General features: G+C 71.1%; 20 protein-coding genes and 4 tRNA genes. 21 read left to right on the top strand and 3 right to left on the bottom strand.

The window, feature by feature from the left end:
* Positions 1-34 precede the first annotated feature (34 nt).
* On the bottom strand, positions 35-505 hold the full coding sequence (locus tag AB0I45_RS02510; protein WP_295690003.1) for a TIGR02611 family protein: 471 nt from the start codon (positions 503-505) through the stop codon (positions 35-37).
* Positions 506-698: 193 nt separating this feature from the next.
* Between AB0I45_RS02510 and AB0I45_RS02505 the strand changes: the two genes are divergently transcribed.
* The 19 genes from AB0I45_RS02505 (at position 699) to AB0I45_RS02415 (ending at position 19,941) form a co-directional block, all read left to right on the top strand.
* Positions 699-771: transfer RNA gene (locus AB0I45_RS02505), tRNA-Gly, on the top strand.
* Positions 772-795: 24 nt separating this feature from the next.
* Positions 796-866 (top strand) — tRNA-Cys (locus AB0I45_RS02500).
* 27 nt (positions 867-893) lie between these two features.
* Positions 894-965 (top strand) — tRNA-Val (locus AB0I45_RS02495).
* Positions 966-1,024: 59 nt separating this feature from the next.
* Positions 1,025-1,096 (top strand) — tRNA-Val (locus AB0I45_RS02490).
* Positions 1,097-1,426: 330 nt separating this feature from the next.
* The gene (locus tag AB0I45_RS02485) at positions 1,427-2,902 is read left to right on the top strand and encodes a DUF222 domain-containing protein (protein WP_360316545.1); all 1,476 of its coding nucleotides are present in this window, start codon (positions 1,427-1,429) and stop codon (positions 2,900-2,902) included.
* 188 nt (positions 2,903-3,090) lie between these two features.
* A complete protein-coding gene (locus AB0I45_RS02480) occupies positions 3,091-4,266 on the top strand; it encodes a hypothetical protein (protein ID WP_295688945.1) in 1,176 nt (391 codons plus the stop codon).
* Positions 4,267-4,482: 216 nt separating this feature from the next.
* On the top strand, positions 4,483-6,483 hold the full coding sequence (gene thrS, locus AB0I45_RS02475) for a threonine--tRNA ligase (RefSeq protein WP_360316542.1): 2,001 nt from the start codon (positions 4,483-4,485) through the stop codon (positions 6,481-6,483).
* Position 6,484: 1 nt separating this feature from the next.
* Positions 6,485-7,102 carry an HIT domain-containing protein gene (locus AB0I45_RS02470; RefSeq protein WP_360316539.1) on the top strand — a complete coding sequence of 206 codons (618 nt, stop codon included), beginning with the start codon at positions 6,485-6,487 and terminating at the stop codon, positions 7,100-7,102.
* On the top strand, positions 7,099-9,147 hold the full coding sequence (locus AB0I45_RS02465) for a prolyl oligopeptidase family serine peptidase (protein WP_295688952.1): 2,049 nt from the start codon (positions 7,099-7,101) through the stop codon (positions 9,145-9,147). The genes AB0I45_RS02470 and AB0I45_RS02465 overlap by 4 nt, the downstream gene beginning before the upstream one ends.
* Positions 9,148-9,151: 4 nt before the next feature.
* Positions 9,152-9,772 carry a phosphatidylinositol phosphate synthase gene (gene pgsA / locus AB0I45_RS02460; protein WP_137319845.1) on the top strand — a complete coding sequence of 207 codons (621 nt, stop codon included), beginning with the start codon at positions 9,152-9,154 and terminating at the stop codon, positions 9,770-9,772.
* On the top strand, positions 9,769-10,248 hold the full coding sequence (locus AB0I45_RS02455; protein ID WP_295688955.1) for an NUDIX domain-containing protein: 480 nt from the start codon (positions 9,769-9,771) through the stop codon (positions 10,246-10,248). Before pgsA ends, AB0I45_RS02455 begins: the two co-directional genes overlap by 4 nt.
* A gap of 176 nt (positions 10,249-10,424) precedes the next feature.
* Positions 10,425-11,180 carry a YebC/PmpR family DNA-binding transcriptional regulator gene (locus tag AB0I45_RS02450; protein ID WP_137319843.1) on the top strand — a complete coding sequence of 252 codons (756 nt, stop codon included), beginning with the start codon at positions 10,425-10,427 and terminating at the stop codon, positions 11,178-11,180.
* Positions 11,180-11,779, top strand: a complete 600-nt coding sequence (gene ruvC / locus AB0I45_RS02445; protein ID WP_265808813.1) for a crossover junction endodeoxyribonuclease RuvC — start codon at positions 11,180-11,182, stop codon at positions 11,777-11,779. The genes AB0I45_RS02450 and ruvC overlap by 1 nt, the downstream gene beginning before the upstream one ends.
* Before the next feature lie 124 nt (positions 11,780-11,903).
* A complete protein-coding gene (gene ruvA, locus AB0I45_RS02440) occupies positions 11,904-12,503 on the top strand; it encodes a Holliday junction branch migration protein RuvA (protein ID WP_295688958.1) in 600 nt (199 codons plus the stop codon).
* Positions 12,500-13,567 (top strand): Holliday junction branch migration DNA helicase RuvB, encoded by a 1,068-nt coding sequence (gene ruvB, locus AB0I45_RS02435; RefSeq protein ID WP_247424962.1) that lies wholly within the window; start codon positions 12,500-12,502, stop codon positions 13,565-13,567. The genes ruvA and ruvB overlap by 4 nt, the downstream gene beginning before the upstream one ends.
* Before the next feature lie 156 nt (positions 13,568-13,723).
* Entirely contained in the window at positions 13,724-14,308 is a 585-nt protein-coding gene (locus AB0I45_RS02430; protein ID WP_360316532.1) for a preprotein translocase subunit YajC, read from the top strand.
* Between the two features lie 54 nt (positions 14,309-14,362).
* Positions 14,363-16,531 (top strand): protein translocase subunit SecD, encoded by a 2,169-nt coding sequence (secD, locus tag AB0I45_RS02425; RefSeq protein WP_247424959.1) that lies wholly within the window; start codon positions 14,363-14,365, stop codon positions 16,529-16,531.
* Entirely contained in the window at positions 16,528-17,583 is a 1,056-nt protein-coding gene (gene secF / locus AB0I45_RS02420) for a protein translocase subunit SecF (protein ID WP_360316528.1), read from the top strand. Before secD ends, secF begins: the two co-directional genes overlap by 4 nt.
* 48 nt (positions 17,584-17,631) lie before the next feature.
* Positions 17,632-19,941: a bifunctional (p)ppGpp synthetase/guanosine-3',5'-bis(diphosphate) 3'-pyrophosphohydrolase gene (locus AB0I45_RS02415; protein WP_360316525.1), complete on the top strand. Its 2,310-nt coding sequence runs from the start codon at positions 17,632-17,634 to the stop codon at positions 19,939-19,941.
* A gap of 4 nt (positions 19,942-19,945) precedes the next feature.
* Here the strand turns inward: AB0I45_RS02415 and AB0I45_RS02410 are convergent, their stop codons facing one another.
* Positions 19,946-20,518, bottom strand: a complete 573-nt coding sequence (locus AB0I45_RS02410) for a hypothetical protein (protein WP_137319836.1) — start codon at positions 20,516-20,518, stop codon at positions 19,946-19,948.
* A gap of 133 nt (positions 20,519-20,651) precedes the next feature.
* A complete protein-coding gene (locus AB0I45_RS02405; RefSeq protein WP_360316522.1) occupies positions 20,652-22,058 on the bottom strand; it encodes a DUF349 domain-containing protein in 1,407 nt (468 codons plus the stop codon).
* Positions 22,059-22,174: 116 nt separating this feature from the next.
* On the opposite strand from AB0I45_RS02405, the gene AB0I45_RS02400 reads away from it, so the two are divergent.
* Together AB0I45_RS02400 and hisS are read left to right on the top strand one after the other, a co-directional pair.
* The gene (locus AB0I45_RS02400; protein ID WP_360316519.1) at positions 22,175-22,870 is read left to right on the top strand and encodes an MBL fold metallo-hydrolase; all 696 of its coding nucleotides are present in this window, start codon (positions 22,175-22,177) and stop codon (positions 22,868-22,870) included.
* An 18-nt stretch (positions 22,871-22,888) separates the two neighbouring features.
* On the top strand, positions 22,889-24,235 hold the full coding sequence (gene hisS / locus AB0I45_RS02395) for a histidine--tRNA ligase (RefSeq protein ID WP_137319833.1): 1,347 nt from the start codon (positions 22,889-22,891) through the stop codon (positions 24,233-24,235).
* The last annotated feature ends 7 nt before the right edge of the window (positions 24,236-24,242 follow it).

Genomic DNA, 24,242 nt, shown 5'->3' with positions numbered 1-24,242 from the left:
CTGCGAGGCGGTACAACCTCCCTGGACATCACAGCTAGTCGAGGCCGAGCCAGCCGGGGACGAGCCATTCGGGCACCCAGGACGGCAGGCCGATGAGGCGCAGCATCGTCCACACCACGGCGAGCACGAAGGCGCAGGTGGCGCCGGCGACGAGCAGGCGGACGCTCCAGTGGCGGCGGGTCAGCCACACCGTCCAGCGGTGGAGGAGTGCTCGGCCCCAGTGGAGGAGGTCGCGCGCCCATTCGAACTCGGAGGCGACGATCGCGATGCCGACGAAGACGATGACCCAGCCCGGGCCCGGCAGCGGTACGAGCACGAGCCCGCCGGCGATGATGAGCCCGCCGAGGGTGCCGACGCACCATTTGTAGACGAACGAGGCCTGGGGGTTGCGGTGGATCGTCGCGCGCCAGCGGAAGAAGCCCAGGCGGGCACGGCGCAACCAGGAGGGGCCGTGCTTGTGCGAACGCGACAGCCAGCCCGCCGGTCTCGTGTCCCTCGCTCCCACGCGCTCCAGTGTATTGATCGCGCGTGGGAGATCGCTGAACCGGGTGGACCGGGGGAGGCGTCCTCGCAGGTGAGTGCGCCTCGTCCGGATCGGGTGTGAGGAGCGTCACGCGACCGGATGCCGATGGAGATTTGGCATCGGGGAGGTGAACGTATAGAGTGGTTTTTCGTTGCCGGGGAGATCCCGGAGACATGCGGACGTGGCTCAGCTGGTAGAGCATCACCTTGCCAAGGTGAGGGTCGCGGGTTCGAATCCCGTCGTCCGCTCGGAGACAGGCCTGGCCGTCTCACGGTGGAGTGGCCGAGAGGCGAGGCAGCGGCCTGCAAAGCCGTATACGGGGGTTCGAATCCCCTCTCCACCTCAGGTTCGGCCCGGTCAGACGGGCAGAGCGCGATTGGCGCAGCGGTAGCGCGCTTCCTTCACACGGAAGAGGTCACTGGTTCGATCCCAGTATCGCGCACGGAAGACCCACACGGGTCTCCAGTGCACAGCCCTTCGGCGCCATGCCGGAGCGGATGAGCGCGATTGGCGCAGCGGTAGCGCGCTTCCCTGACACGGAAGAGGTCACTGGTTCGATCCCAGTATCGCGCACAGCAGGACGAGTGCCGGGTGGATGTCCACCCGGCACTTTCCGCATTCACCCCTGAATTTTCGAAGGTTCCTGAGAACGATTCCGCGATTCTTTGCAATGTCGATGAGTGCAGGAGCTGCAGATCGAGTAGTTGTCGAGCAGTTGGGGCGCGGGCCGGCAGTGTCCTGAACCTGCCGCCGAGGTGCCCGCTCGCTCTTGCCATCCCCGTTGCCGAGGTGCCCCTCTCGCATCTGTGCGCCGAGGTCCGCCTCTCATTCCATCACGTCTGTGGCCTGCGCTTTCTTTGGCGTACAGGGCCCGTGTCTGTGGGTGCCGATAGCGTGGGTGGCATGAACGAGGAGCCCCGTTTCCGCACCGGTGACATCACCGGTCTGCGCGGCGCGCTCACGACCATGGTGGCTGTGGAGTCCGAGGCGGATGCGATCGAGCGGGTCCGTGCTCTCGAGGAGCTCAAGGCCGCAGCCGTTGCCGCGCAGGCTCGCGCTGCGGCCACCCTGCACTCGTTGCGCTATGACGCGGAGGCCGAACGCGGGGTGCCGGCGGAGAAGCGGTGCCGGGGCTTGGGTGCGGAGGTCGGGTTGGCGCGGCGGGAGTCCCCGGCGCGCGGCTCCCGGTTCCTCGCCCTGTCCCGCACGCTCATTGCTGACATGCCGTGTGCGCTGGCGGGGCTGGAGTCCGGTGCGGTGTCGGAGGAGAAGGCCCACACCCTGCACCGGGAGACTTCCTGGCTGCCGGCGGACAAGCGCCGCCACGTCGACGAGCTCATGGCCGACCGGCTCGATCGGGTGGGTGTGCGCCGGCTCGCTGCCGAGGCCCGGGCGCATGCTCAGCGTCTCGATCAGGAGGCCGCCGTCGAGCACGTGGAGCGGTGTGAGAAGGAACGCCGGGTGAGTGTCCGGCCGGCACCGGGCGGGATGGCGTATCTGACCGCTCTTCTCCCACTGCGCCAGGCCGTCGCGGCGTACGCGAACCTGCGCAAGACTGCCGCCACCCTGGTGGGCACGGGAGAGGCGGGGGAGCGGACTGCGGGGCAGGTGGCTGCGGATCTGCTCGTGGAGCGGGTCACCGGGCAGGAGACCGCGGATGCGGTGCCGGTCGAGGTGCATCTGGTGATGACGGATTCCACTCTGCTGGCTGATGGTGATGTTCCGGGGTGGGTGACCGGTCATGGTCCGGTGCCTGCCGGTGCTGCTCGGCGGATGCTTGCTGATCCGGATGGTTCGGTGTTCCTCCGCAGGTTGTATACGGCTCCGGGGTCGGGTGGTCTGGTGGGGATGGATTCGCGCAGGCGGGAGTTCGCCGGTCTGCTGCGGCGGATGATCGTGGTGCGGGATGACACGTGCAGGACTCCGTTCTGCGATGCTCCGATCCGCCACATCGACCACGCCAGGCCACATCGCGACGGTGGTGCAACAGATTTCAGGAATGCTTCGGGGGTGTGCGCGGCGTGCAATTACGTGAAGGAGAACCCGGGGTGGAGGCACGAAGCGGACCCGGGCCGGCTCGCCGTCACCACCCCGACCGGAGCCAGGTATGAGGCGCCCACTCCACCGTTGATCGGGGGAGCGCACCGGCAGCCCCGGACCGCGCCTCCCTGCCGAGGAGAACCCCCACCACACGACGACCCGTTGAGTTCCGATCAGGGTGGGCTGCTGCCCGATGGAGTGACCGGCAACTCCCGGGCCCCGGTGGTGCGGCTCATCCGGCCTCGGCCACCCGGCGCCGGGCCGGGATTCGGGCCCCGGCGGGGAAGTGCACAGGAGAAATGGTTCCGCGCGTACCTCAATGCCCGTTGCGCCGGATGAACGGGCCTCGACCTCGAGGCGCCGACGGCCGGCCACCTGTCGGTTCGGAACGGTCGCGTGTCGATACGGAATGCATGTTGTGCTCGAATTGGAACTGCCGATGACGTGGTTTCCGCAGTACTGCCGCTAACCTGGATCTGTCACGACCACGAATCATCCCTGCGAGCGCAGAGAGTGCAGGCGCAACGATGTCATCACCTCAGAACCCCTACGGCTCTGATCCGAACAATCCCTACGGCGGCCAGCCCGATCCCCAGAACGGCGGCGCGTATGGCTCCGATCAGGGTTATCAGGCGCCCCAGTACGGCTCCCAGCCCGGCGGCTACGGCGAACAGCCGGGCTACGGCTCCCAGCCCGGTGGCTACGGGGACCAGTACGGCTCCCAGCCCGAGTACCAGGCCGCCGGCGGCTACGGCGACCAGCAGGGCTACGGACAGCAGGGGTACGACCAGCAGGGCTACGGCAGCGGATTCCAGGGTTACGGCAGCGATCAGTTCAGCCCCGCCTACGACGGCAACGATCCCTACAACTCCGGGTACGGCTACGGCGGCGGCGACCCCAAGGCGCGCAACATCTGGGGCATCCTCGCCCTCGTCGCCGGCATCATCGCCCTGCTGAGCTCCTTCGGCGCGCTCATCCCGATCGTCGGCATCTTCATCGGCATCTTCGCCCTCGTCGTCGGCATCGTCGCCGTGATCTTCGGCTTCGTCGGCCTCAACGCCGCCAAGAAGGGCAAGGCCACGAACAAGGGCCTGAGCATCACCGGTCTCATCCTCGGTGCATTGGCCATCGTGCTCTCCATCGTCCTCGCGATCGCGAGCACCTTCTGGTTCGTCGACCAGGTGGAGCAGTCGAGCACCGGCGCCGCCAGCACTGCGCCGGCCGACCCGAACAGCGACCCCGCGCAGGAGCCCAGCGAACCCGTCGAGGAATCGACCGCAGCGGCTCCCGAGGAGACCGAGGACGCCGCACCCCCGGCATCGGGCGAGGGCGTCACCCTCACCGACGGTGTGACGATGAGTGCTTCCGTCGGCGCGGACAAGGTCGAGGAGTTCTCCGCCCCGGCGACCGGCGGTGAGATCGCCCGCGTCGAGTTCACCATCGACAACACCTCCGGCGAGGAGTTCGACCCCGGCTTCCCGCTGATCGAATGCACCTACTCGGGCGGCACCTGCGAGGACGTCTTCAACGGCGCCGAGTACGACGGCGGGCTGTCCTTCGCCCCCGTGCCGGCCGGCGAGTCGGAGACCTTCGTCATGGGCTTCATGGTGCCGGAGGCCGACATCGACTCGATCGAGCTCTCGGTCGCGATCAGCAACTCCGACCAGGGCATCGGCAACCCGTACATCTTCACCCGCGGCTGACCACCGCTGCGCCCGCCGGGGCCGTCCACTCCCTCCGGGGAGCGGGCGGCCCCGCGCCGTCCGCTCTCCCGCCGCCGATCACCCCGCAGCGGCCCCCCGACCATCGCCGCATCACTCGGAATCCCCTCGGTGAGCCGTCCGATGTCCGGGGCACGATATAGACTGCACTACGCGTTCGCACGAACACCAGAAACCGCCAGACCGAGGAGCTCCGCAGTGTCAGACACCATTCATCTCGACGGATCCGACATCCCGTTCGAGGAGGGGATGACCGGGGCCGCGGTCTACGCGGACCGCCCGGAGGTCATCGCGATCCGGTTGAATGGTGCACCCGCCGACCTCCACCGCGAGCTCACGGCCGGCGATTCGATCGCTCCCATCACGCTCGCCGACCAGGACGGCCTCGACATCCTGCGCCACTCCGCGGCGCACGTCATCGCGCAGTCGGTGCAGGAGCTCTTCCCCGGCACCCGCCTGGGCATCGGCCCCTACATCACCGACGGCTTCTACTACGACTTCCAGGTCGGCGAGCCCTTCACCCCCGAGGATCTCAAGGCCATCGAGAAGCGCGCGCAGCGCATCGTCAAGGAGGGGCAGACCTTCCACCGCGTCGCCGTGAGCGACGAGGAGGCCCGCACCCGCCTCGCCGACGAACCGTTCAAGCTCGAGCTCGTCGCGGACAAGGGCAATGCCGGCCAGGACGCCGAGGCCTCCGTCGAGGTCGGTGCCGGCGAGCTCACGATCTACGAGAACCGCAATCGCAAGGGCGAGGTCGTGTGGGAGGACCTGTGCCGCGGGCCGCACCTGCCGAGCACCAAGCTCATCGGCAACGGCTTCGCCGTGACGAAGTCCTCGGCCGCCTACTGGCGCGGCGACCAGGCCAACGACACCCTGCAGCGCGTCTACGGCACCGCCTGGGCGTCGAAGGACGACCTCAAGGCCTACCAGCACCGCATCGCCGAGGCGGAGAAGCGCGACCACCGCAAGCTCGGCACCGAGCTCGACCTCTATTCCTTCCCCGACGAGATCGGCTCCGGCCTGCCCGTGTTCCACCCCAAGGGCGGCATCGTCAAGCGCGAGATGGAGGACTACGTCCGCCGCCGGCACGTCGAGGCCGGCTTCGAGTACGTCGGCACCCCGCACATCTCCAAGGAAGAGCTCTTCCACACCTCGGGCCACCTCCCGTACTACGCCGACACGATGTTCCCGCCGATGACCGTCGACGAGGTCGTCGACGCCGACGGCACCGTGGTCAAGCCGGGCACGGAGTACTACCTCAAGGCCATGAACTGCCCGATGCACAACCTGATCTTCCGCTCCCGCGGCCGGTCCTACCGCGAGCTGCCGATGCGCCTGTTCGAGTTCGGGCACGTCTACCGCTACGAGAAGTCCGGCGTCATCCACGGCCTCACCCGCGTGCGCGGCTTCGCCCAGGACGACTCCCACTCCTACGTCACCGAGGAGCAGGCACCTGACGAGATCCGTCACCTCCTCGACTTCATCCTCGATCTGCTCCGCGACTTCGGGCTCGACGACTTCTTCCTCGAGCTCTCGACGCGTGATCCGGAGAGCGACAAGTTCATCGGCTCCGACGAGCAGTGGGCGAAGGCCACCGCGGTGCTCGAGGAGGTGTGCTCGGAGACCGGGCTCGAACTCGTCCCGGATCCCGGCGGCGCGGCCTACTACGGCCCCAAGGTGTCCGTGCAGGCGCGCGACGCGATCGGCCGCACCTGGCAGATGTCGACGATCCAGTACGACTTCAACCAGCCCGAGCGGTTCGGCCTCGAGTACCAGGCCTCCGACGGCACCCGCAAGCAGCCGGTGATGATCCACTCCGCGAAGTTCGGCTCCATCGAGCGCTTCATGGGCGTGCTCGTCGAGCACTACGCCGGTGCGTTCCCGGTCTGGCTCGCCCCCGTCCAGGTCGTCTGCGTCCCCGTCGCCGAGCCCTTCGTGCCCTACCTCGAGGACATCGCCGCGCGCCTGCGGGCCGCAGGGGTGCGGGTCGAGGTCGACGACTCCGACGACCGGATGCCGAAGAAGATCCGCACCGCGACCAAGGAGAAGGTCCCCTACATCCTCATCGCCGGCGGTGAGGACCAGGAGGCCGGCGCCGTGTCGTTCCGGTACCGCGACGGCAGCCAGGAGAACGGGGTGCCGGTGGACCGGGCGGTCGAGATGATCACCGAGGCGATCGCGACGAAGGCGCAGGTCTGACATGAGCGGCAGCAGCCCCGAACAGCCTGCCGCGGACCCCGCGGACCGGACTGCCGCATCCCCCGCATCCCCGGGGATCCCCGAGCCCGAGGCGGCCGCCGGCTTCCCCGGTGAGCCGGACGGCCTGCAGCGCCTGTGGACCCCGCACCGCATGGTCTACATCGGGGGGCAGGACAAGCCGGCCGACGCGACCGAACACGCCTGCCCCTTCTGCCTGGCCCCGGAGAAGTCCGACGAGGATGCGCTCATCGTCGCCCGCGGCACCACGGTGTATGCGATCCTCAATCTCTACCCGTACAACCCCGGCCACCTCCTCGTCTGCCCCTACCGCCACGTCGCGGACTACACCGACCTCACCCCGGAGGAGACCATCGAACTCGCAGAATTCACCCAGCAGGCGATGCGCGTCGTGCGCGCGGTGTCCGGCCCGGACGGCTTCAACATCGGGATGAATCAGGGCCAGCTCGCCGGCGCCGGGATCGCCGCGCACCTCCACCAGCACCTCGTGCCGCGCTGGATCGGCGATGCGAACTTCCTGCCGATCGTCGCGCAGACGAAGGCGCTTCCCCAGGTCCACTCCCAGGTGCAGCAGCTGTTCGCGGAGGCGTGGAACCGATGATGAAGCCCTCCGACGTCGCCCACCTCCACACCGTCACCCATCCGGTCCGCTCCCCGCACGACCCCGCGACGGTGCTCGTCGAGATCGCCCGCCCGCACCCGGACTCCGACACCACCCTGTCCCAGCTCTTCGCCGTCGATCTCGACCGGCCCGGGGCCGCCCCGGAGCGGGTCACCCACGGCTGGCACGACAGCGCACTGCGCTTCGCCGGGCGGACCGCGGGACTCCTCCGCGCCGCCCGGGACGCGCGCCCGCAGCTCCACATCGCCACCGGGACCGGGGAGGCCCGTCCCGTCACGGACGCACCTCTGGGCGTCAGCGCGTTCGCGCTGCGCCCCGACGGCGCGGCGGCCGCCTGGGTCGCTCGCGAGCCCGAACCCGGCCGCTACGGCACCGACCCGGACATCGGACCCGAGGCCGAGGCGCCGCGCCGCATCACGCGGGCGAAATACCTCTCGAACGGGGTCGGCTACGTGCTCGACCGCCCGGCCCGGCTGTTCCTCACCCCCCTCACCGCACCTGCCGCCGGCCCGGCGCCTGCCGCAGCGGACGACACCACGGACACCACCGGCCTGCTCGGGGCCGAGGACGTGCCGGAGCCGCAGCGCCTGCCCGCACCCGCCGGCGACGTCCGCGACCCGCAGTACTCGCCGTCCGGCAGCGTGCTCAGCGTCATCGCCGACGTGCCCTCCGGCGACGCGGACGTCGACACCCGCTCGACCGTCTGGCTCGTGGGCGAACAGGAGGCGACCCCGCTCGACCTCGGCGACGTCGCGGTGTCGCATCACCTCTGGCTCGACGACTCCACCCTCCTCTTCACCGCGAGCTCCCGAGCCGGCGGCGCGACCGACTTCGTCGCCCGGACCCTCGGCCTCCATCGCCACGACCGTGCCACCGGGACCACCGTGCGGCTCACCGACGAGGAGAGCGTCGAGCTCGCCGACATCGCCCCCGCCCTGTCCCGGCAGGGCTCCGTCCTCGCGGTCACCGTCTCCGACGGCGCGCAGCGCATCGTGCGCATCCCGATCGCCGGGACCAGCACTCCGTCGACGGCTGCGGACCTCGACCCGCTCACCCCGGCCGACCACGTGGTCGACGGCCTCGTCGAGCTGCCCGACGGCTCCCTCGTCTACACCGCCGGGACCCCGGCGAGCGCCGGGGAGGTCCACCGGCTCGGCAGCCGGGATTCGGCCCCGCAGGCGCTCACCGCGCTCAGCCGGATCGACGACCCGGTGATCCCGACCCCGATCGCCGCCGCCAGCCCGCTCGGCGAGATCCACGGCTGGGTCGCGATGCCGCGCGGCGAGGGACCCTTCCCCGTGATCCTCAACATCCACGGCGGGCCCTTCGCCCAGTACTCGCACGCCCTGTTCGACGAGACGCAGGTGCTCGTCGAGGCCGGGTACGGCGTCGTGTGGAGCAACCCCCGCGGCTCCCACGGCCGCGGGCGCGCCTGGGGTGCGGCGGTCCAGGGCGACCTCGCCGACCCCGCTGCGGCGGACGTCCTCGCCGTGCTCGAGGCCGCTCTCGCGGCCCACCCGCAGCTCGACCCGGAACGCCTGGGGATCCAGGGCGGTTCCTACGGCGGCTACCTCACCGCGATGATCATCGGGTCCGACCAGCGGTTCGCCGGTGCGATCGTCGAGCGCGGCTACCTCGTCCCGCAGAGCTTCATCGGCACCTCCGACATCGGCCGCTTCTTCTCCGAGGGGTACACCGGCACGGACCCCGAGGAGATCGCCCGGCAGTCGCCGCTCGGCCGGGTCCCCGCAGTCCGCACCCCGACCCTCGTCATGCACTCCGAGCTCGACCACCGCTGCCCGCTCGAGCAGGCCCAGCAGTACTTCGCCGCGCTCCAGCGCGCCGGGGTGCCCAGCGAGCTCCTCGTCTTCCCCGGGGAGAACCACGAGCTGTCCCGGTCCGGCCGCCCCCGGCACCGGATCCAGCGCTTCGAGGCCGTGCTCGACTGGTGGTCCCGCGTGTTCGCTCCCGGCTCGAGGGCCCCCGCTGCCGACGGGGCCCCCGGCACCGGAGAACAGGACTGAGCGGATGCTCAACAGCATCGCCCGCCGGGCGTTCACCGCGCTCTTCACCCCGGTGGCCCGGCTGCTCCTGCGGATCGGCCTGACCCCGGATGCGGTGACGGTCATCGGCACCCTCGGCGTGTGCGCCGGGGCGCTGCTCGGCTACCCCTTCGGGCACCTGTTCTGGGGCACCGTCGTCATCACCTTCTTCGTGTTCGGCGACATGCTCGACGGCATCATGGCCCGCCTCGCGGACCGCCGCTCGACCTGGGGCGCGTTCCTCGACTCGACCCTCGACCGGTTCGCCGACTCCGCGGTGTTCGTCGGCATCGCCCTGTGGTACTTCCTCGGTGCCGAGGACCCGCTCACCGCGCTGCTCGCACTCGGCGTGCTCGTCACCGGCTCGATCGTGTCCTACGTCCGAGCCAAGGCCGAAGGCCTGGGCGTGACGGCGGCCGGCGGGATCGCCGAGCGGGCCGACCGCCTCCTCGTCACCCTCGTCGTCACCGGCCTCGTCGGGCTCGGTCTCCCCGACGTCGTGCTCACCGTCGCCCTCGCCGTGCTCATGGTGCTGTGCTCGATCACCATCGGCCAGCGCATCGTCGCCGTCCACCGCCAGCTCGCCCATGAGGAGGACGACCGGTGAAGATCAGGACCGCAGCCCGCGTGGTGCTGCTCAACGCGGCCGGAGAGGTCTTCCTCCTCCACGCCCGCGACCTCCACGACGACTCCCGCCGCTGGTGGCTCACCTGCGGCGGGGGAGCGGAGATGGGGGAGACGCCCCAGCAGACCGCGGCCCGCGAGCTCGCCGAGGAGACCGGTCTCGTGTGCGAGCCCGCCGAGCTGCTCGGGCCGCTCGCCACCCGCCGGGCGGTGATGGAGTTCACCGAGCGCACCCTCCACCAGGACGAGGTGTTCTTCGGCCTCGTGAGCGAGGACGAGTTCGACCTCGCCGACGCCGTGTGGACCGAGGTCGAGAAGCGCTCGATCGTCGGCGGCCGCTGGTGGTCCCAGGACGAGCTGCGCCGGACCACGGCGACCGTCTACCCTTCGCGCCTCACCGAGCTCATGGACCTCGTGCGCTCGGGTACGGCACCGGCTGTGCCGCTCGTGCTCGACTGACCTGGCCGTCCGGCCCAGCGCATCCTGCCCGGCCACATGCGCCCGGCCCAACGCATCCGCCGCGCGTCCGACGGCCGTGTCGCGGTGCCGCGGCGCTACAATGAACCCCGGACCGGAAGCGCAGGCCGCGCACCCTGCGGCTCGCGCACATCGCTAACGATCGCAGGGAGACATCAGTGTCAGGTCACTCCAAATGGGCCACGACCAAGCACAAGAAGGCGGCCATCGATGCCAAGCGCGGGAAGCTGTTCGCCAAGCTCGTGAAGAACATCGAGGTCGCAGCCCGCAACGGCGGCCCGGACACCGACGGCAACCCGACGCTCTACGACGCGATCCAGAAGGCCAAGAAGTCCTCCGTCCCCAACGACAACATCGAGCGCGCGGTCAAGCGCGGCGGCGGGCTCGACGGCGGCGGGGTCGACTACCAGACGATCATGTACGAGGGCTACGGCGCCGGCGGCGTCGCCCTCCTCATCGAGTGCCTCACCGACAACCGCAACCGCGCGGCCTCCGACGTCCGTGTCGCGGTGACCCGCAACGGCGGGTCGATGGCCGACCCCGGCTCCGTGTCCTACAACTTCAACCGCAAGGGCGTCGTCACCGTGCCGACCGCGGGCACCGACGAGGACGCCGTCCTCGAGGCGACCCTCGACGCCGGCGCCGAGGAGGTCAAGGACCACGGCGAGACCTTCGACATCATCAGCGAGGCCACCGACCTCGTCGCGGTGCGCACCGCGCTGCAGGACGCGGGCATCGACTACGACAGCGCCGAGGCCGCATTCGTCGCCAATGTCGAGGTGCCGCTCGACGCTGCGACGGCGCGCAAGGTGTTCTCCCTCATCGACGCCCTCGAGGACCTCGACGACGTGCAGAACGTGTACTCCAATGCGGACGTCTCCGACGAGGTGCTCGCCGAGCTCGACGCCGACTGATGCGCATCCTCGGCGTCGACCCCGGGCTCACCCGGTGCGGCCTCGGGGTCATCGACTCCCGACCCGCCCGCACCGCCGAGCTCGTCGCGGTCGACGTCGTGCGCACCCCGGCCGGCGACTCCGTGGACGTCCGGCTCGGGGCGCTCGCCGAGGCGTTCGACACCTGGCTCGACGAGCACCGGCCCGATGTCGTGAGCATCGAGCGGGTGTTCGCCCGCAACGACGTGTCGACGATCATGGGCACGGCCCAGGTGTCCGGCCTCACCATGGGGCTCGCCGCACGCCGCGGGATCCCCGTGGCGATGCACACGCCCTCCGAGGTCAAGGCCGCGATCACCGGCAGCGGCCGGGCGGACAAGAAACAGATGACCCGCATGGTCACCCGCATCCTCCGCCTCGACGCCCCGCCCACCCCGGCCGACGCCGCCGACGCGCTCGCGCTGGCGATCTGCCACCTGTGGCGCGGAGCGACCGCGGCGACCTCGACCCCGGGCCCCACGAAGGACCTCCTCGCCCGGCAGGCCGCCACCCGGCAGGGCGCCGGCCTCACGCGGGCCCAGGAGCAGTGGGCGGCCGCGCTGCGCAGCTCTCGCCGCTGACGTGACGCGCCTCGGCGGGAGGCCCGCGACCGGCGTGACGCGCCGAACCGAGCCCGGCTGACCGGTGCGGCGGACCCGGTGCGGATACACTCGTATTCGTACATCCGTTCCCACAGGAGTTCGAGTGATCACCTTCATCTCCGGCCGCGTGCACTCCGTCCGCGCCGACAGCCTCACCGTCGTCACCGCCGGCCTCGGACGCCGCGTCCATGTCACCCCGCAGCTCGCCGCCGACACCCGCCACGGCGCCGAGATCGATCTCTACACCGTGCTCGTCGTGCGCGAGGACTCGCTCACCCTCTACGGCTTCGCCGGTGAGGACGAGCGGGACCTGTTCGAGACCCTGCAGACGATCTCCGGGATCGGCCCCCGCCTGGCGCTCGCGGTGCTCAGCGTGCTGTCCCCGGACGAGCTGCGCGCCGCGATCGCGAGCGGCGACCAGGTGCCGCTGACCAAGGTGCCCGGGGTCGGCAAGAAGGTCGCCGCCCGGCTCATGCTCGAGCTCGCCGGGAAGATCGACACGAGCGTCGCCCGGCCCGCACCGCGTCGCGCCCCGGCCGCGTCCCCGGCGGTCGCCGCCCAGGTCGTCGACGCGCTCGTCGGACTCGGCTGGCGTCAGGCCCAGGCGGAGTCCGCGGTCGAGGACACCGCCGCCGGGCTGAATGACCCGACCGTGTCGGAGCTCCTCAAGGCTGCGCTGCGCGCGCTCGGGGCCCGCGCATGAGCGACCGCAGCTACGAGGTCGACTTCGGCGCCGAGGAGCCCACCGGGGCCGAGCTCGAACGGCTCACCCGGGCCGGTGCCGGGGAGGTCGAGCGCGCCGCCGAGGCCGCCCTGCGACCGAAGGGCCTCGGCGACTTCATCGGCCAGCCGCAGGTGCGCGAGCAGCTCTCCCTCGTCCTCGACGCCGCCGCCGCCCGCGGGAAGGCCCCCGACCACGTGCTCCTGTCCGGCCCGCCGGGCCTGGGCAAGACGACGCTGGCGATGATCATCGCCCACGAGATGCGCTCGCAGATCCGCATCACCTCCGGCCCGGCCGTGCAGCATGCCGGCGACCTCGCCGCGATCCTGTCCTCGCTCGAGGAGGGAGAGGTGCTCTTCATCGACGAGATCCACCGCATGGCCCGCGCCGCGGAGGAGATGCTCTACGTCGCGATGGAGGACTTCCGGGTCGACGTCATCGTCGGCAAGGGGCCCGGCGCGACCGCGATCCCGCTCGAGCTCCCGGCCTTCACCCTCGTCGGCGCCACCACCCGCTCCGGCCTGCTGCCCGCCCCGCTGCGCGACCGCTTCGGATTCACCGGCCACCTGGACTTCTACACCGTCGCGGACCTGCAGACCGTGCTCGTGCGCTCGGCCCGGATGCTCGGCATGGAGGCCTCGGAGACCGGCCTGCAGGAGATCGCCTCCCGCTCCCGCGGCACCCCGCGGATCGCCAACCGGCTGCTGCGCCGCGTCCGGGACTGGGCGCAGGTGCGCGGCACCGGGGTCGTCGACCTGCCCGCCGCACGCTCCGCGCTCGAGGTCTACGAGGTCGACGAGCGGGGCCTCGACCGGCTCGACCGCGCCGTGCTCTCCACCCTGTGCACGCGGTTCGCCGGCGGCCCGGTGGGGCTGAGCACGCTGGCCGTGTCCGTCGCGGAGGAGCCGGAGACCGTCGAAGAGGTCGCCGAGCCGTTCCTCGTCCGCGAGGGACTGATCTCGCGGACCCCGCGCGGGCGGATCGCCACTGCGGACGGCTGGGCCCACCTCGGGCTCACCCCGCCCGACGGCACGCTCGGCTTCTGAGCCGTCGGCCGCCGACGCCCCTCGACGACGACCCTGAACAGGCGATTGGGACGGAGACACCCCGGCCACTACACTGGATCACTGGCTCCCAACAGCGGCGGTCGCGCGCGCACCGTGCGCCGGCCCCGCTCTCCTCAGCGAAAGGCTGGCCCTGACGTGGACATTCTCCTTCTGGTCGGACTCGGCGCCCTGCTCATCTTCTTCATGTTCAACTCGCGGAAGAAGCAGCAGGCGCGGATGCGACAGATCTCGGACAACCTCGTCCCGGGCGTCGAGGTCATGACGACCTTCGGCGTCTACGGCACGGTCGTCGCCGTCGACACCGAGAAGATGGAGGTCACCCTGGAGAGCGGGCCGGGCACCGTGCTGCGTGTGCACCGCCAGGCGATCGGTCAGATCCAGACCCCCGTCGAGGCCGCACCGGCCGATCCCGCGCTCGGGGAGGACGCCGCGACCCGCGAGGACGCCGGCCCGGTCGTCGATACCGCGCCTGATGCACCCGCCGGCGCGGACGCCGCCGAGGCTCCCGTCGAGGACACCCCGGCCGAGACCGCCGAGGAGGCCGAGCGCCGCCGCATCACCGACGCCGAGCTCGACGCGATCAACGAGGCCCGCCGCCGCGAGCAGTCGACCCCCGGCTCGGCGGCCTCCCCGGAGACCGCCGTGGACGCCGACGCAGACGCCGACACCCCCCGCACCGACATCGACGGCACGACCGGCGAGCCGCGCGGCGAGCGCTGATCCCGCACCGCTGCCCACCCCTCACGAACGGAAGACCGATCTGTGTCCGCACCTGTGAATAAGCCCCGTCCGGGACTGCGCTTCACCTGGCTGGGAATCCTCACAGCAGGCCTCATCGCACTCATCGCCGGCGGCTCCATCTGGTCCACCGCCGTCTGGAGCCCCAACCTCGCGCTCGACCTCGAGGGCGGCACCTCGATCATCCTCGAGCCGCAGGTCGAGGACGCCTCGATCACCACCGAGCAGCTCGAGCAGGCCGTATCGATCATCCGTCAGCGCGTCGACGCCACCGGCGTGTCCGAGGCGGAGATCACCACCCAGGGCGACCGCAACATCGTCGTCAACCTGCCCGGCAATCCCGACGAGGAGACGCGCGACCTCGTCCGCTCCTCCGCGCAGCTCGCCTTCCGCCGCGTCGCCGTCGTCGCCGCCCCGGAGCCGCAGACCGATGAGGAGCCCGTCGAGGAGGAGGTCCCCGCCGGGCCCGAGCTCTCCGAGGAGGAGCAGCAGCGCCTCGACGAGCTCCTCGGCACCGGTGAGGAGGGTGCCGGAGAGGGTGCGCCCGAGGACGCCGAACAGCCCGAGAGCGGCGGAGCGGTCTCCGGACCGGCCGCTGCCAAGGACCCCGCTGCCGACGTCGACCCCGCTGCCGAAGACCCCGCGCAGGCCGGGGGAGCTGTGCCCGGCCCGGCCGGCTCGAACGAGCAGGCGCCCGCCGACGAGGCACCGGCCGAGGGCGGTGCCGAGGACCAGGCGGCCGAGACCTTCCCGCGCTTCGACCCGATCGGCGACACCTCGTGGATGAATGAGGAGATCCTCGCCCGGTTCGCCGAGCTCGACTGCACCGACCCGGAGAACCGCACCGGCGGCGACAGCGGCCCGGCCGAGGAGCCCATCGTCGCGTGCGCCCAGGACGGCTCCGCGAAGTTCGTGCTCGGCCCCGTCGAGCTCGACGGCTCCCACGTCACCGACGCGAGCTTCGGCTACGAGATGTCCTCGGCCGGCACGCAGACGAACAACCTCGCCGTGACCCTCGAGTTCGACGACTACGGCGCCGATGTGTTCGGTCAGATCACCGGTGCCATCACCGGCCAGCAGCCGCCGTACAACCAGTTCGCGATCGTCCTCGACGGACTCGTGCTGTCCGCCCCGGAGTCCCGCACCCCGGTCACCGACGGCCGCGCCCAGATCACCGGGAACTTCAGCCAGGAGGAGGCGGAGACGCTCGCCAACCAGCTGAAGAACGGCGCGCTACCGATCAGCTTCCAGGTGCAGAGCGAGCAGCAGATCTCCCCGACGCTCGGTTCCGACTACCTCGCCAAGGGCGTGCTCGCCGGTGTGATCGGCCTGCTCCTCGTCGTCGTGTACTCCCTGTTCCAGTACCGCATGCTCGGCCTCGTCACGGTGTCGAGCCTCGCGGTGGCCGGAGTGCTGACCTACCTGCTCCTCCTGCTCGTGTCGTGGCGCTACGGCTACCGCCTGTCGCTCGCCGGCATGGCCGGCATCATCGTCGGCATCGGCATGACCGCGGACTCCTTCATCGTCTACTTCGAGCGCGTCCGCGACGAGATCCGCTCGGGACGCCGCCTCGTTTCCGCAGTCGAGATCGGCTGGGACCGCGCCAAGCGCACGATCTACGCGTCGAAGGCCGTGAACATGCTCGCCGCGGTCATCCTCTACATCCTCGCCGTCGGCAACGTCCGCGGCTTCGCATTCACGCTCGGCCTCACCGTCATCGTCGACGTGCTGCTCGTCGTGCTCTTCACCCACCCGATGCTCCAGGTGCTCGCCCGCACCCGGTTCTTCGGCGAGGGGCACCCGATGTCGGGCATGGACCCGCGGCAGCTCGGCGTCAAGCAGGCCGCCTACCGCGGCGCGATGGGACTCGACATGGAGAAGGCGAAGGAGAAGTCCTCCAAGCGCCGCTCCTTCGGGGAGGCGAAGCGACGGCAGGCGGCCGCCGAGCGCAAGCGGGCCGGCACCGCCGGCCGGTCGCTCGCCGAACGGAAGTCCGGGCGCAGTCTGGCCGACCGCTCGGGTTCGACCGCGCTGCTCGAATCGGATGACGCGGATCCGGACACCGAGGGCACCGCGGAGCTCTCGCTCGCCGAGCGCAAGGCGCGCGCCCGCCGGGCCGCCGCCGAGGATGCCGAGGCGAGCGCGCCGACCGAGGACATCGCCGAGACCGGGACGGACCCGGAGCCCGAGGGGGATGCACGATGAAGAAGTTCTTCGCCTGGGGCAACGACCTCCACAGCGGGCGCAGGTCGATCCCGTTCGTGCCGAAGACGAAGCTGTGGCTGTCGATCGCGGCCGTCGTGCTCGTCGCCTCCGTCATCGTGCCGCTCGTCAACGGCTTCAACTTCGGGATCGCCTTCACCGGCGGCAGCGAGTTCCACGTCGCGAACACCTCCGAGACCGACGAGACGATCGGCACCGAGGCGATCACCTCCGTGGTGCCCGGCGCGGAGCCGAACGTCGTGCCGACCTCGGACACCTCGCTGCGGATCACCACCGACCAGCTCACCGACGACGAGATGCAGCAGGTGCGCGAGTCGCTCGTGGCGGCCTACGAGGTCGACAACGAGGACGTCACCTCGACCTTCGTCGGGCCCACCTGGGGTCAGGACGTCACCGAGAAGATGATCCGCGCGCTCGTGATCTTCGTCGCGATCGCGATGGTCGTCATGGCCCTGTACTTCCGCACGTGGAAGATGTCGCTCGCCGCGATCGTCGGACTGTTCGTCGTCATGATCGTCACGATGGGGATCTACGCGACGCTCGGCTTCGAGGTCACCCCTGAGGCGATGATCGGCTTCCTCACCGTGCTGAGCTTCTCCCTCTACGACACCGTGGTGGTGTTCGACAAGATCAGGGAGAACACCGAGGACTACGAGTCGAACCGGCGGATGAAGTTCTCCGAGCTCGTCAACCTCGGCGTCAACCAGACCACCGTCCGCTCGATCAACACCTCGGTGATCTCGGTGCTGCCGATCGGTGCGATCCTCTTCATCGGCGTCGCGCTGCTCGGTGCCGGCACACTCACCGACATCTCGCTCTCGCTCTTCATCGGCACGATCGTCGCGGCCGCGTCGACCCTGTTCGTCGCCTCGCCGTTCTACGCCTTGCTGCGCAGCCGGGAGGACGCCGTGCAGGAGCAGGAGCAGCTCGTCGACGAGACCCGCGAACGGCTCGGCCTGCCCGATCGTGCGCCGGTGCTGTTCGAGGACGAGGAACTCGCGAAGGCCGAGCGCGCGGAGTCCGCACGCGCCTGAGCCGCCGGAGTACGATGGACCGAGCAGGTTCGAGAGAAGGGGCGAGGCATGGCGCAGTCCGTCGATGACGCCGCCGGCGCGGCGAAGCGCTCCCGCGGGTTCTCGCGCCTGGCGTGGTGGACGGCACGCAGCCAGCAGACTCCGGAGCACCCCAAGGCGCTGGCACCCCTGCTCCAGGCCGTCGCCCACAACCACCCCAAGGCCGACATCGACGTCGTGCTCCGTGCCTACCGGGTGGCGGAGAAGGCGCACGACGGGCAGATGCGCAAGAGCGGCGACCCCTACATCACCCACCCGGTGGCGGTCGCCACGATCCTCGCCGAGATCGGCCTGACCCCGACGACGCTCGCCGCCGCCCTCCTCCACGACACCGTCGAGGACACCGAGTACAGCCTCGATCGGCTGCGCGCGGACTTCGGCGATGAGATCGCCGTGATGGTCGACGGGGTGACCAAGCTCGACAAGATCGAGTACGGCTCCGCCGCGCAGTCGGAGACGGTGCGGAAGATGATCGTCGCGATGTCGCGCGACATCCGCGTGCTCGTCATCAAGCTCGCCGACCGCCTCCACAACGCCCGCACCTGGAAGTACGTGCCCGCCGCCTCGAGCACGAAGAAGGCCACCGAGACCCTCGAGATCTTCGCCCCGCTCGCCCATCGGCTGGGCATGAACACGATCAAATGGGAGCTCGAGGACCTGTCGTTCCAGGTGCTCTACCCCAAGGTCTACTCCGAGATCGTCCGGCTCGTCGCCGAGCGCGCCCCGGAGCGGGAGAAGTACCTCGGCATCGTGTCCCGGGAGCTCGGCGCGGAGCTGAGCGAGTCGAAGATCGACTACACGATCTCCGGGCGGCCCAAGCACTACTACTCGATCTACCAGAAGATGGTGGTCCGCGGCCACGACTTCGCCGAGATCTACGACCTCGTCGGGGTGCGCGTGCTCGTCGAGACGGTGCGCGAGTGCTATGCGGTGCTCGGCCACGTCCACGCCCGCTGGTCGCCGGTGGCCGGGCGCTTCAAGGACTACATCGCGATGCCGAAGTTCAACATGTACCAGAGCCTCCACACCACGGTGATCGGGCCCTACGGCAAGCCGGTGGAGATCCAGATCCGCACCCGCGAGATGCACCGCCGCGCGGAGTTCGGCGTCGCCGCGCACTGGAAGTACAAGGACCGCCGCCGGGTCAACCCCGCCGCGTTCAGCGGCGCCGGGGACCGCACGGCGAAGGTCGGGGACTCCGGCGAGGTCGACCAGATCGCGTGGCTGCGCCAGCTGCTCGACTGGCAGCGCGAGACGAGCGACCCGGACGAGTTCCTCGACAACCTCCGCTTCGAGGTCAACTCGAAGGAGGTGTACGTCTTCACCCCCAAGGGCGACATCGTCTCCCTGCCGGCGGACTCGACCCCGGTCGACTTCGCCTACGCCGTCCACACCGAGGTCGGGCACAAGACCATGGGCGCGCGCGTCAACGGCCGCCTCATCGCCCTCGACACCGCCCTCGCGAACGGCGACGTCGTCGAGGTGTTCACCTCGAAGGACGAGAACGCCGGGCCGAGCCGCGACTGGCTCGCATTCGTCAAGAGCCCGCGGGCGCGGAACAAGATCCGGCAGTGGTTCTCCAAGGAGCGGCGCGAGGAGGCGATCGAATCCGGGCGGGACCAGCTCGCCCGGGCGATGCGCCGCCACCGGCTCAGCGCGGAGAAGCTCATGAGCCAGGAGGCCCTCGTCGTCGTCGCCAATGAGCAGCGGCTCGGCGACGTGTCCGGCCTCTACGCCGCGATCGGCAACGGCACGATGTCCGCCGCCCACGTCGTCGACCTGCTCGCCAAGGAGGTCGCCGGGGACGAGCCCGAGGACTACCCCGCGCCGACGAATCCCACCGGCAAGTCCCGCGGCCACCACTCCTCGACGTCCGGGGTGCGCGTCAAGGGCGCCGACGACATCCTCGTCAAGCTCGCCCGCTGCTGCACCCCGGTGCCTGGCGACGAGATCGTCGGCTTCGTCACCCGCGGGGCCGGGGTGTCGGTGCACCGGGCGGACTGCTCGAACGTCGCTGGTCTGCGCCGCGAGCCCGACCGGATGGTCGACGTCGAGTGGTCCGCGCACAGCTCCGGGGTGTATCTCGTGCAGATCCAGGTCGAGGCCCTCGACCGCGCCGGCCTCCTGTCCGACATCACCAAGGTCCTCACCGAGAACCACGTGAACATCCTCTCCGCCTCCGTCGCGACCTCGAAGGCGCGCGTCGCGCAATCGCGGTTCGTGTTCGAGATGGGCGATGCCAACCACCTCGACACCGTGCTCTCCGCGGCGCGCCGCGTCGACGGGGTGTTCGACGTCTACCGCATCACCGGCGGCTGATCGCTCAAGCCCCGCCGGCCCCGTCCGGGCCGAACACCTGCGCCGCGACCCGGCGCAGCGCGCGCACGTGCGGCCGCCGGTACTGGTCGTCGAGGTAGTCGAGGAACTCGGCCCGCTCCGCCGCCGGCACCTGGGCGGCCGGCCGTCGCAGCCTCGCCGCCGCCTGCTCCTCGTCGCCGGAGTCCTCCCACGCCAGCAGCACGAGGTCGTAGAGCGTGCGCGCCGGAGCGGTGACCTCGATCCCGGCGACCCGGGCGAGGTCGCCCCCCTGCACCCAGCGCTCGTAGGTGATCCACGGATCGTCCGCCCGCCGCGCCCGGCGCCGGCTGCGCGTCGTGTACTCGCGGGTCGTCGGGCCGGTGCCCACGCCCCACCACACCCAGTGCGCCGAGTGGTGGGAGAGCACGAGCCCGCGCGCCGCCGGCCGGCCGAGCGCCCGCGCCCGGAGCTCCGCATCGACGCGCGTGCCGACCGGCACCCAGCAGCTGTCGGTGAGCCGGAACACGAGCCCGTCGAGCGCGAGGTCCATGAGCTCGGTGTAGGTCAGCGGTTCGCCGATCCGCAGCACATCGTCCATGCGCTCCATGCTCCGGCGTCGGGCGGGCCGGGGCAACAGCGACCGCGCAGCTGTGGACAGACCGACGTCGGCCGCGCCTTCCGCTGTGGACGGCGCGGCCGCGGAGCTCACCCGGCGGGGGAGGAGGGCCGGCTCAGCCGAGCTCCTCGGCGGTCTTCGCGACCTGCTCGTACCAGGCGCGGCGCGCCTCGAGAGCGGTGTGCGCCTCCGCGATCCGCTTCTCGTCGCCGCTCGCCTCGGCCGCGGCGAGATCGGACTCGAGACCGGCGATCGCGGATTCGAGCTGCGCGAGCATGCCCGAGGTGCGGCTGCGGGTCTCCGGATCGGTGCGCTTCCACTCGGCCTCCTCGGCCGCGGCGAGCGCCCGCTCGACCTCGCGCAGTCCGCCCTCCATCCGGGACACGTCGGCGCGCGGCACCTTGCCGGCGTCCTCCCACGCCTCCTGGATCCGGCGCAGCTCGTCCTTCGCCTTCGCCGGGTCGGTGATCGGCAGCAGCGCCCGCGCGCGGGCGAGCAGCTCCTCCTTGACCACGAGGTTCTCCCCGTAGGCGGCGTCGATCGCCTCGTTCTCCATCTCCCGGGCGGCGAAGAACACGTCCTGCGCGGCGCGGAAGCGTGCCCACAGAGCGTCGTCGTCCTTGCGTCCGGCCCGCGGGGCGGCCTTCCAGCGGTCCATCAGCGCCCGGTACTCCTGGGCGGTGCCGCGCCAGTCGGTCGACCCGGACAGCGCCTCGGCCTCCGCGACGAGCTTCGTCTTCACCCGCTTGCCCTCGGCGTTGCGCTTGTCGAGGTCGGAGAAGAACTCCCGCCGGTGCCGGTCGAAGGTGTTGCGCGCCTTCGAGAACCGCCCCCACAGCTCCTGGTCCTGGGCGCGGGGGAGGCGCGGGGAGTTCGCCTGGATCGACTTCCACTCCTCGAACAGCTGGGCCATCCGGGCGCCGGAGGTCTTCCACTGCACGCGCGCCGGATCCGTCCCGGCGATCGACTCCGCCTCCTCGACGACCGCGGTGCGCGCGGCGAGGCCCTCGGCGCGGGCCGCCTCGCGCTCCTTCGACTGGGCCGCCGCGGTCTGGGCGGCGGACTCCTGGATCGCGGTGAGCCGGGCGGCGAGCGCGGCGAGGTCGCCGACGACCGCGGCCTCGGCGAGTGCGTCGTGCTGGGTGCGGGCGGAGGCGCGGATCGAGTCCCCGGAGGCCCCGGCGGCGAGCCGCTCCTCGAGCAGGGCGGCCGCGTCGACGAGGTCGAGGTACTTGTGCGCGAAGTACGTCAGCGCCTGCTCCTCGTCGGCATCCGGGTACTGGCCGACCGCGCGCTCCCCGTCGGCGGTCCGGACGTACACGGTCGTGTCCTCATCCATCCGGCCGAACCCGATCGCCTCGGCGAGCGCGGCGCTGCGGTCCTGCCGGGGGGCGGCCGCGGCGGCCCTGCGCTGCCCGGCCGCGGGCGCCCGCGCGGCGAGCGCGGCCGGGCTGGGAGCGCCCGGGCGCGGGCCGGGCTTGGGGGCGGGTGCGGTCGGGCGCGGGGCTGAGTCGTCGGTCATGCTGGACACCTTGTCTTCGCGTCGGTCGAATCACGGATGATCACTCGACGATGGGCAGAACACACCCCAGCATATCCACCGCGGGCCGTGCGGGGCCCCGCGCTAGACTGGCGGGCATGGAGATCACCGCCGTCCGCGCCGAGCTGCTCGATGTCAACTGCTATGCCGTGGCCGCCGAGCCGGGCGCCGAGGCCGGCCCGGGCGACGACACCGCGGTGAGGGAGTGCGTGATCGTCGATGCCGGCTTCGACTGCGCCCCCGACCTCGCGCGGGTCCTCGCCGAGCTCGGCTGGACCCCGGTCGCCGTCCTCCTCACCCACGGCCACCCCGACCACATCCTCGGGCTGCCCCGTCTGCTCGAGGCCTTCCCCGGCCTCGAGGTGCTCATCGGGGAGCCCGACCTCTACCGTCTGCAGGATCCCGCCTCGACGGTGTCGGCGCAGCTCGCCCACATCGTCGCCCCGCTCGTCGGGGAGTGGACCGCGCCGGAGGCCGTCGCGGTGTCCGGCACTGAGCCCTTCACGCGCGCCGGCCTCACCATCGCCCCGGACCCCGCGCCCGGGCACACCGAGGGCTCGACGCTGTGGCGGGTGAGCGATCCGCACGGGGAGGGCGACGCCACCGAGGTGCTCTTCACCGGCGACGTGCTGTTCGCCGGGTCGATCGGTCGCACCGACCTCGCCGGCGGCGACGGGCAGGCGATGGAGCGCACGCTCGCCCGCATCGCGAGCCTGCCCGACACCCCGGTGCTGCCCGGTCACGGGCCGGCCACCCGGCTCGCGCACGAGCTGCGCACCAATCCGTTCCTCTGATCAGGAGACCTGTTACCCATGGCCCAGGCCGCACGACTCTCGGGGTTCCCCGAATGGCTGCCCGCTGACCGCATCGTCGAGGAGCGGGTCATCGACCTGCTCAAGCACACCTTCGAGCTCAACGGCTTCGCCGCCCTCCACACCCGCGCCGTCGAGCCGATCTCCGCGCTCGCCAAGGACGGGGAGATCGACAAGGAGGTGTTCGCGGTGTCCCGGCTCCACGCCGAGCCCGGGGACGCGAAGAACCCGCTCGGTCTCCACTTCGACCTCACGGTGCCCTTCGCCCGCTACGTCGTGGAGAACGCCGGCCGGCTGCCGTTCCCCTTCAAGCGCTACCAGATCCAGCCGGTGTGGCGCGGCGAGCGGCCCCAGGACGGGCGCTACCGCGAGTTCATCCAGGCTGACATCGACATCGTCGCCGAGGACACGCTGGCCGAGCACTTCGAGGTCGAGGTGCCCCTCGTCATGGCCCAGGCGTTCGGCGAGCTCGCCGAGCTCGGAGTGCCCGGGGTGCGGATCCTGGCGAACAACCGCAAGCTCATCGAGGGCTTCACCCGCGGCATCGGCCTCACCGACATCACGGCGGTGCTGCGCTGCATCGACAAGCTCGACAAGATCGGGCCGGCGAAGGTCGGGGAGCTCCTCGCCGCGCAGGCCGGCGCCGACGAGTCCCAGCAGCGCCGGCTCCTCGAGTTCGCCCGGATCGAGAGCACGACGGGGGCGTTCGCCGAGGAGGTGCGTGCGCTCGGCGTGTCCGACTCGCTGCTCGACGAGGGCCTCGAATCGCTGAGCCGGCTGCTCGATGCCGCGAACCGGCAGCAGCCCGGCGTCGTCGTCGCGCAGCTCAAGATCGCCCGCGGCCTCGACTACTACACCGGCTCGGTCTACGAGACGCAGCTCATCGGGCACGAGGCGCTCGGCTCCGTGGCCTCCGGCGGCCGCTACGACTCGCTCGCCTCGACGGGGAAGCGGACCTTCCCCGGCGTCGGCATGTCGCTCGGCGTGTCGCGTCTGATGTCGCGGCTCGTCGGGCGCGACCGGATGGTCGAGGCGAGCCGCGGTGTGCCGACAGCGGTGCTCGTGGCCGTCACCGACGACGCCGCCCGTGACGAGGCCGTCGACGTCGCCTCTCGCCTGCGGGCCCGCGGCATCCCCGTCGACGTCGCCCCGGCGGCGAGCCGGTTCGGCAAGCAGATCAAGTTCGCCGAGCGCCGCGGCATCCCCTTCGTGTGGTTCCTCGACGGGGAGACCGGTCACGAGGTCAAGGACATCCGCTCCGGCGAGCAGGTGAGCGCCGATCCGCTGCTGTGGACCCCGCCGGCCGAGGACCTCTGGCCGACCGTGCGCACCGTCTCCCGGGACTGAGCCCCCG

Source organism: Brevibacterium sp. NPDC049920, assembly GCF_040656435.1.
Lineage (GTDB): Bacteria > Actinomycetota > Actinomycetes > Actinomycetales > Brevibacteriaceae > Brevibacterium > Brevibacterium pityocampae.
Note: the sequence above shows the minus strand (reverse complement) of the source record. Positions and strands in the feature narration are given on the sequence as shown.

Excerpts from the sequence above, each read along its gene's own strand:
- AB0I45_RS02485 (WP_360316545.1), top strand. The coding sequence starts at position 1,427 with ATGAACGAGGAGCCCCGTTTCCGCACCGGTGACATCACCGGTCTGCGC.
- AB0I45_RS02480 (WP_295688945.1), top strand. The coding sequence starts at position 3,091 with ATGTCATCACCTCAGAACCCCTACGGCTCTGATCCGAACAATCCCTAC.
- AB0I45_RS02470 (WP_360316539.1), top strand. The coding sequence starts at position 6,485 with ATGAGCGGCAGCAGCCCCGAACAGCCTGCCGCGGACCCCGCGGACCGG.
- AB0I45_RS02465 (WP_295688952.1), top strand. The coding sequence starts at position 7,099 with ATGATGAAGCCCTCCGACGTCGCCCACCTCCACACCGTCACCCATCCG.
- pgsA (WP_137319845.1), top strand. The coding sequence starts at position 9,152 with ATGCTCAACAGCATCGCCCGCCGGGCGTTCACCGCGCTCTTCACCCCG.
- ruvC (WP_265808813.1), top strand. The coding sequence starts at position 11,180 with ATGCGCATCCTCGGCGTCGACCCCGGGCTCACCCGGTGCGGCCTCGGG.
- ruvB (WP_247424962.1), top strand. The coding sequence starts at position 12,500 with ATGAGCGACCGCAGCTACGAGGTCGACTTCGGCGCCGAGGAGCCCACC.
- secF (WP_360316528.1), top strand. The coding sequence starts at position 16,528 with ATGAAGAAGTTCTTCGCCTGGGGCAACGACCTCCACAGCGGGCGCAGG.
- AB0I45_RS02415 (WP_360316525.1), top strand. The coding sequence starts at position 17,632 with ATGGCGCAGTCCGTCGATGACGCCGCCGGCGCGGCGAAGCGCTCCCGC.
- AB0I45_RS02410 (WP_137319836.1), bottom strand. The coding sequence starts at position 20,518 with ATGGACGATGTGCTGCGGATCGGCGAACCGCTGACCTACACCGAGCTC.
- AB0I45_RS02405 (WP_360316522.1), bottom strand. The coding sequence starts at position 22,058 with ATGACCGACGACTCAGCCCCGCGCCCGACCGCACCCGCCCCCAAGCCC.
- AB0I45_RS02400 (WP_360316519.1), top strand. The coding sequence starts at position 22,175 with ATGGAGATCACCGCCGTCCGCGCCGAGCTGCTCGATGTCAACTGCTAT.
- hisS (WP_137319833.1), top strand. The coding sequence starts at position 22,889 with ATGGCCCAGGCCGCACGACTCTCGGGGTTCCCCGAATGGCTGCCCGCT.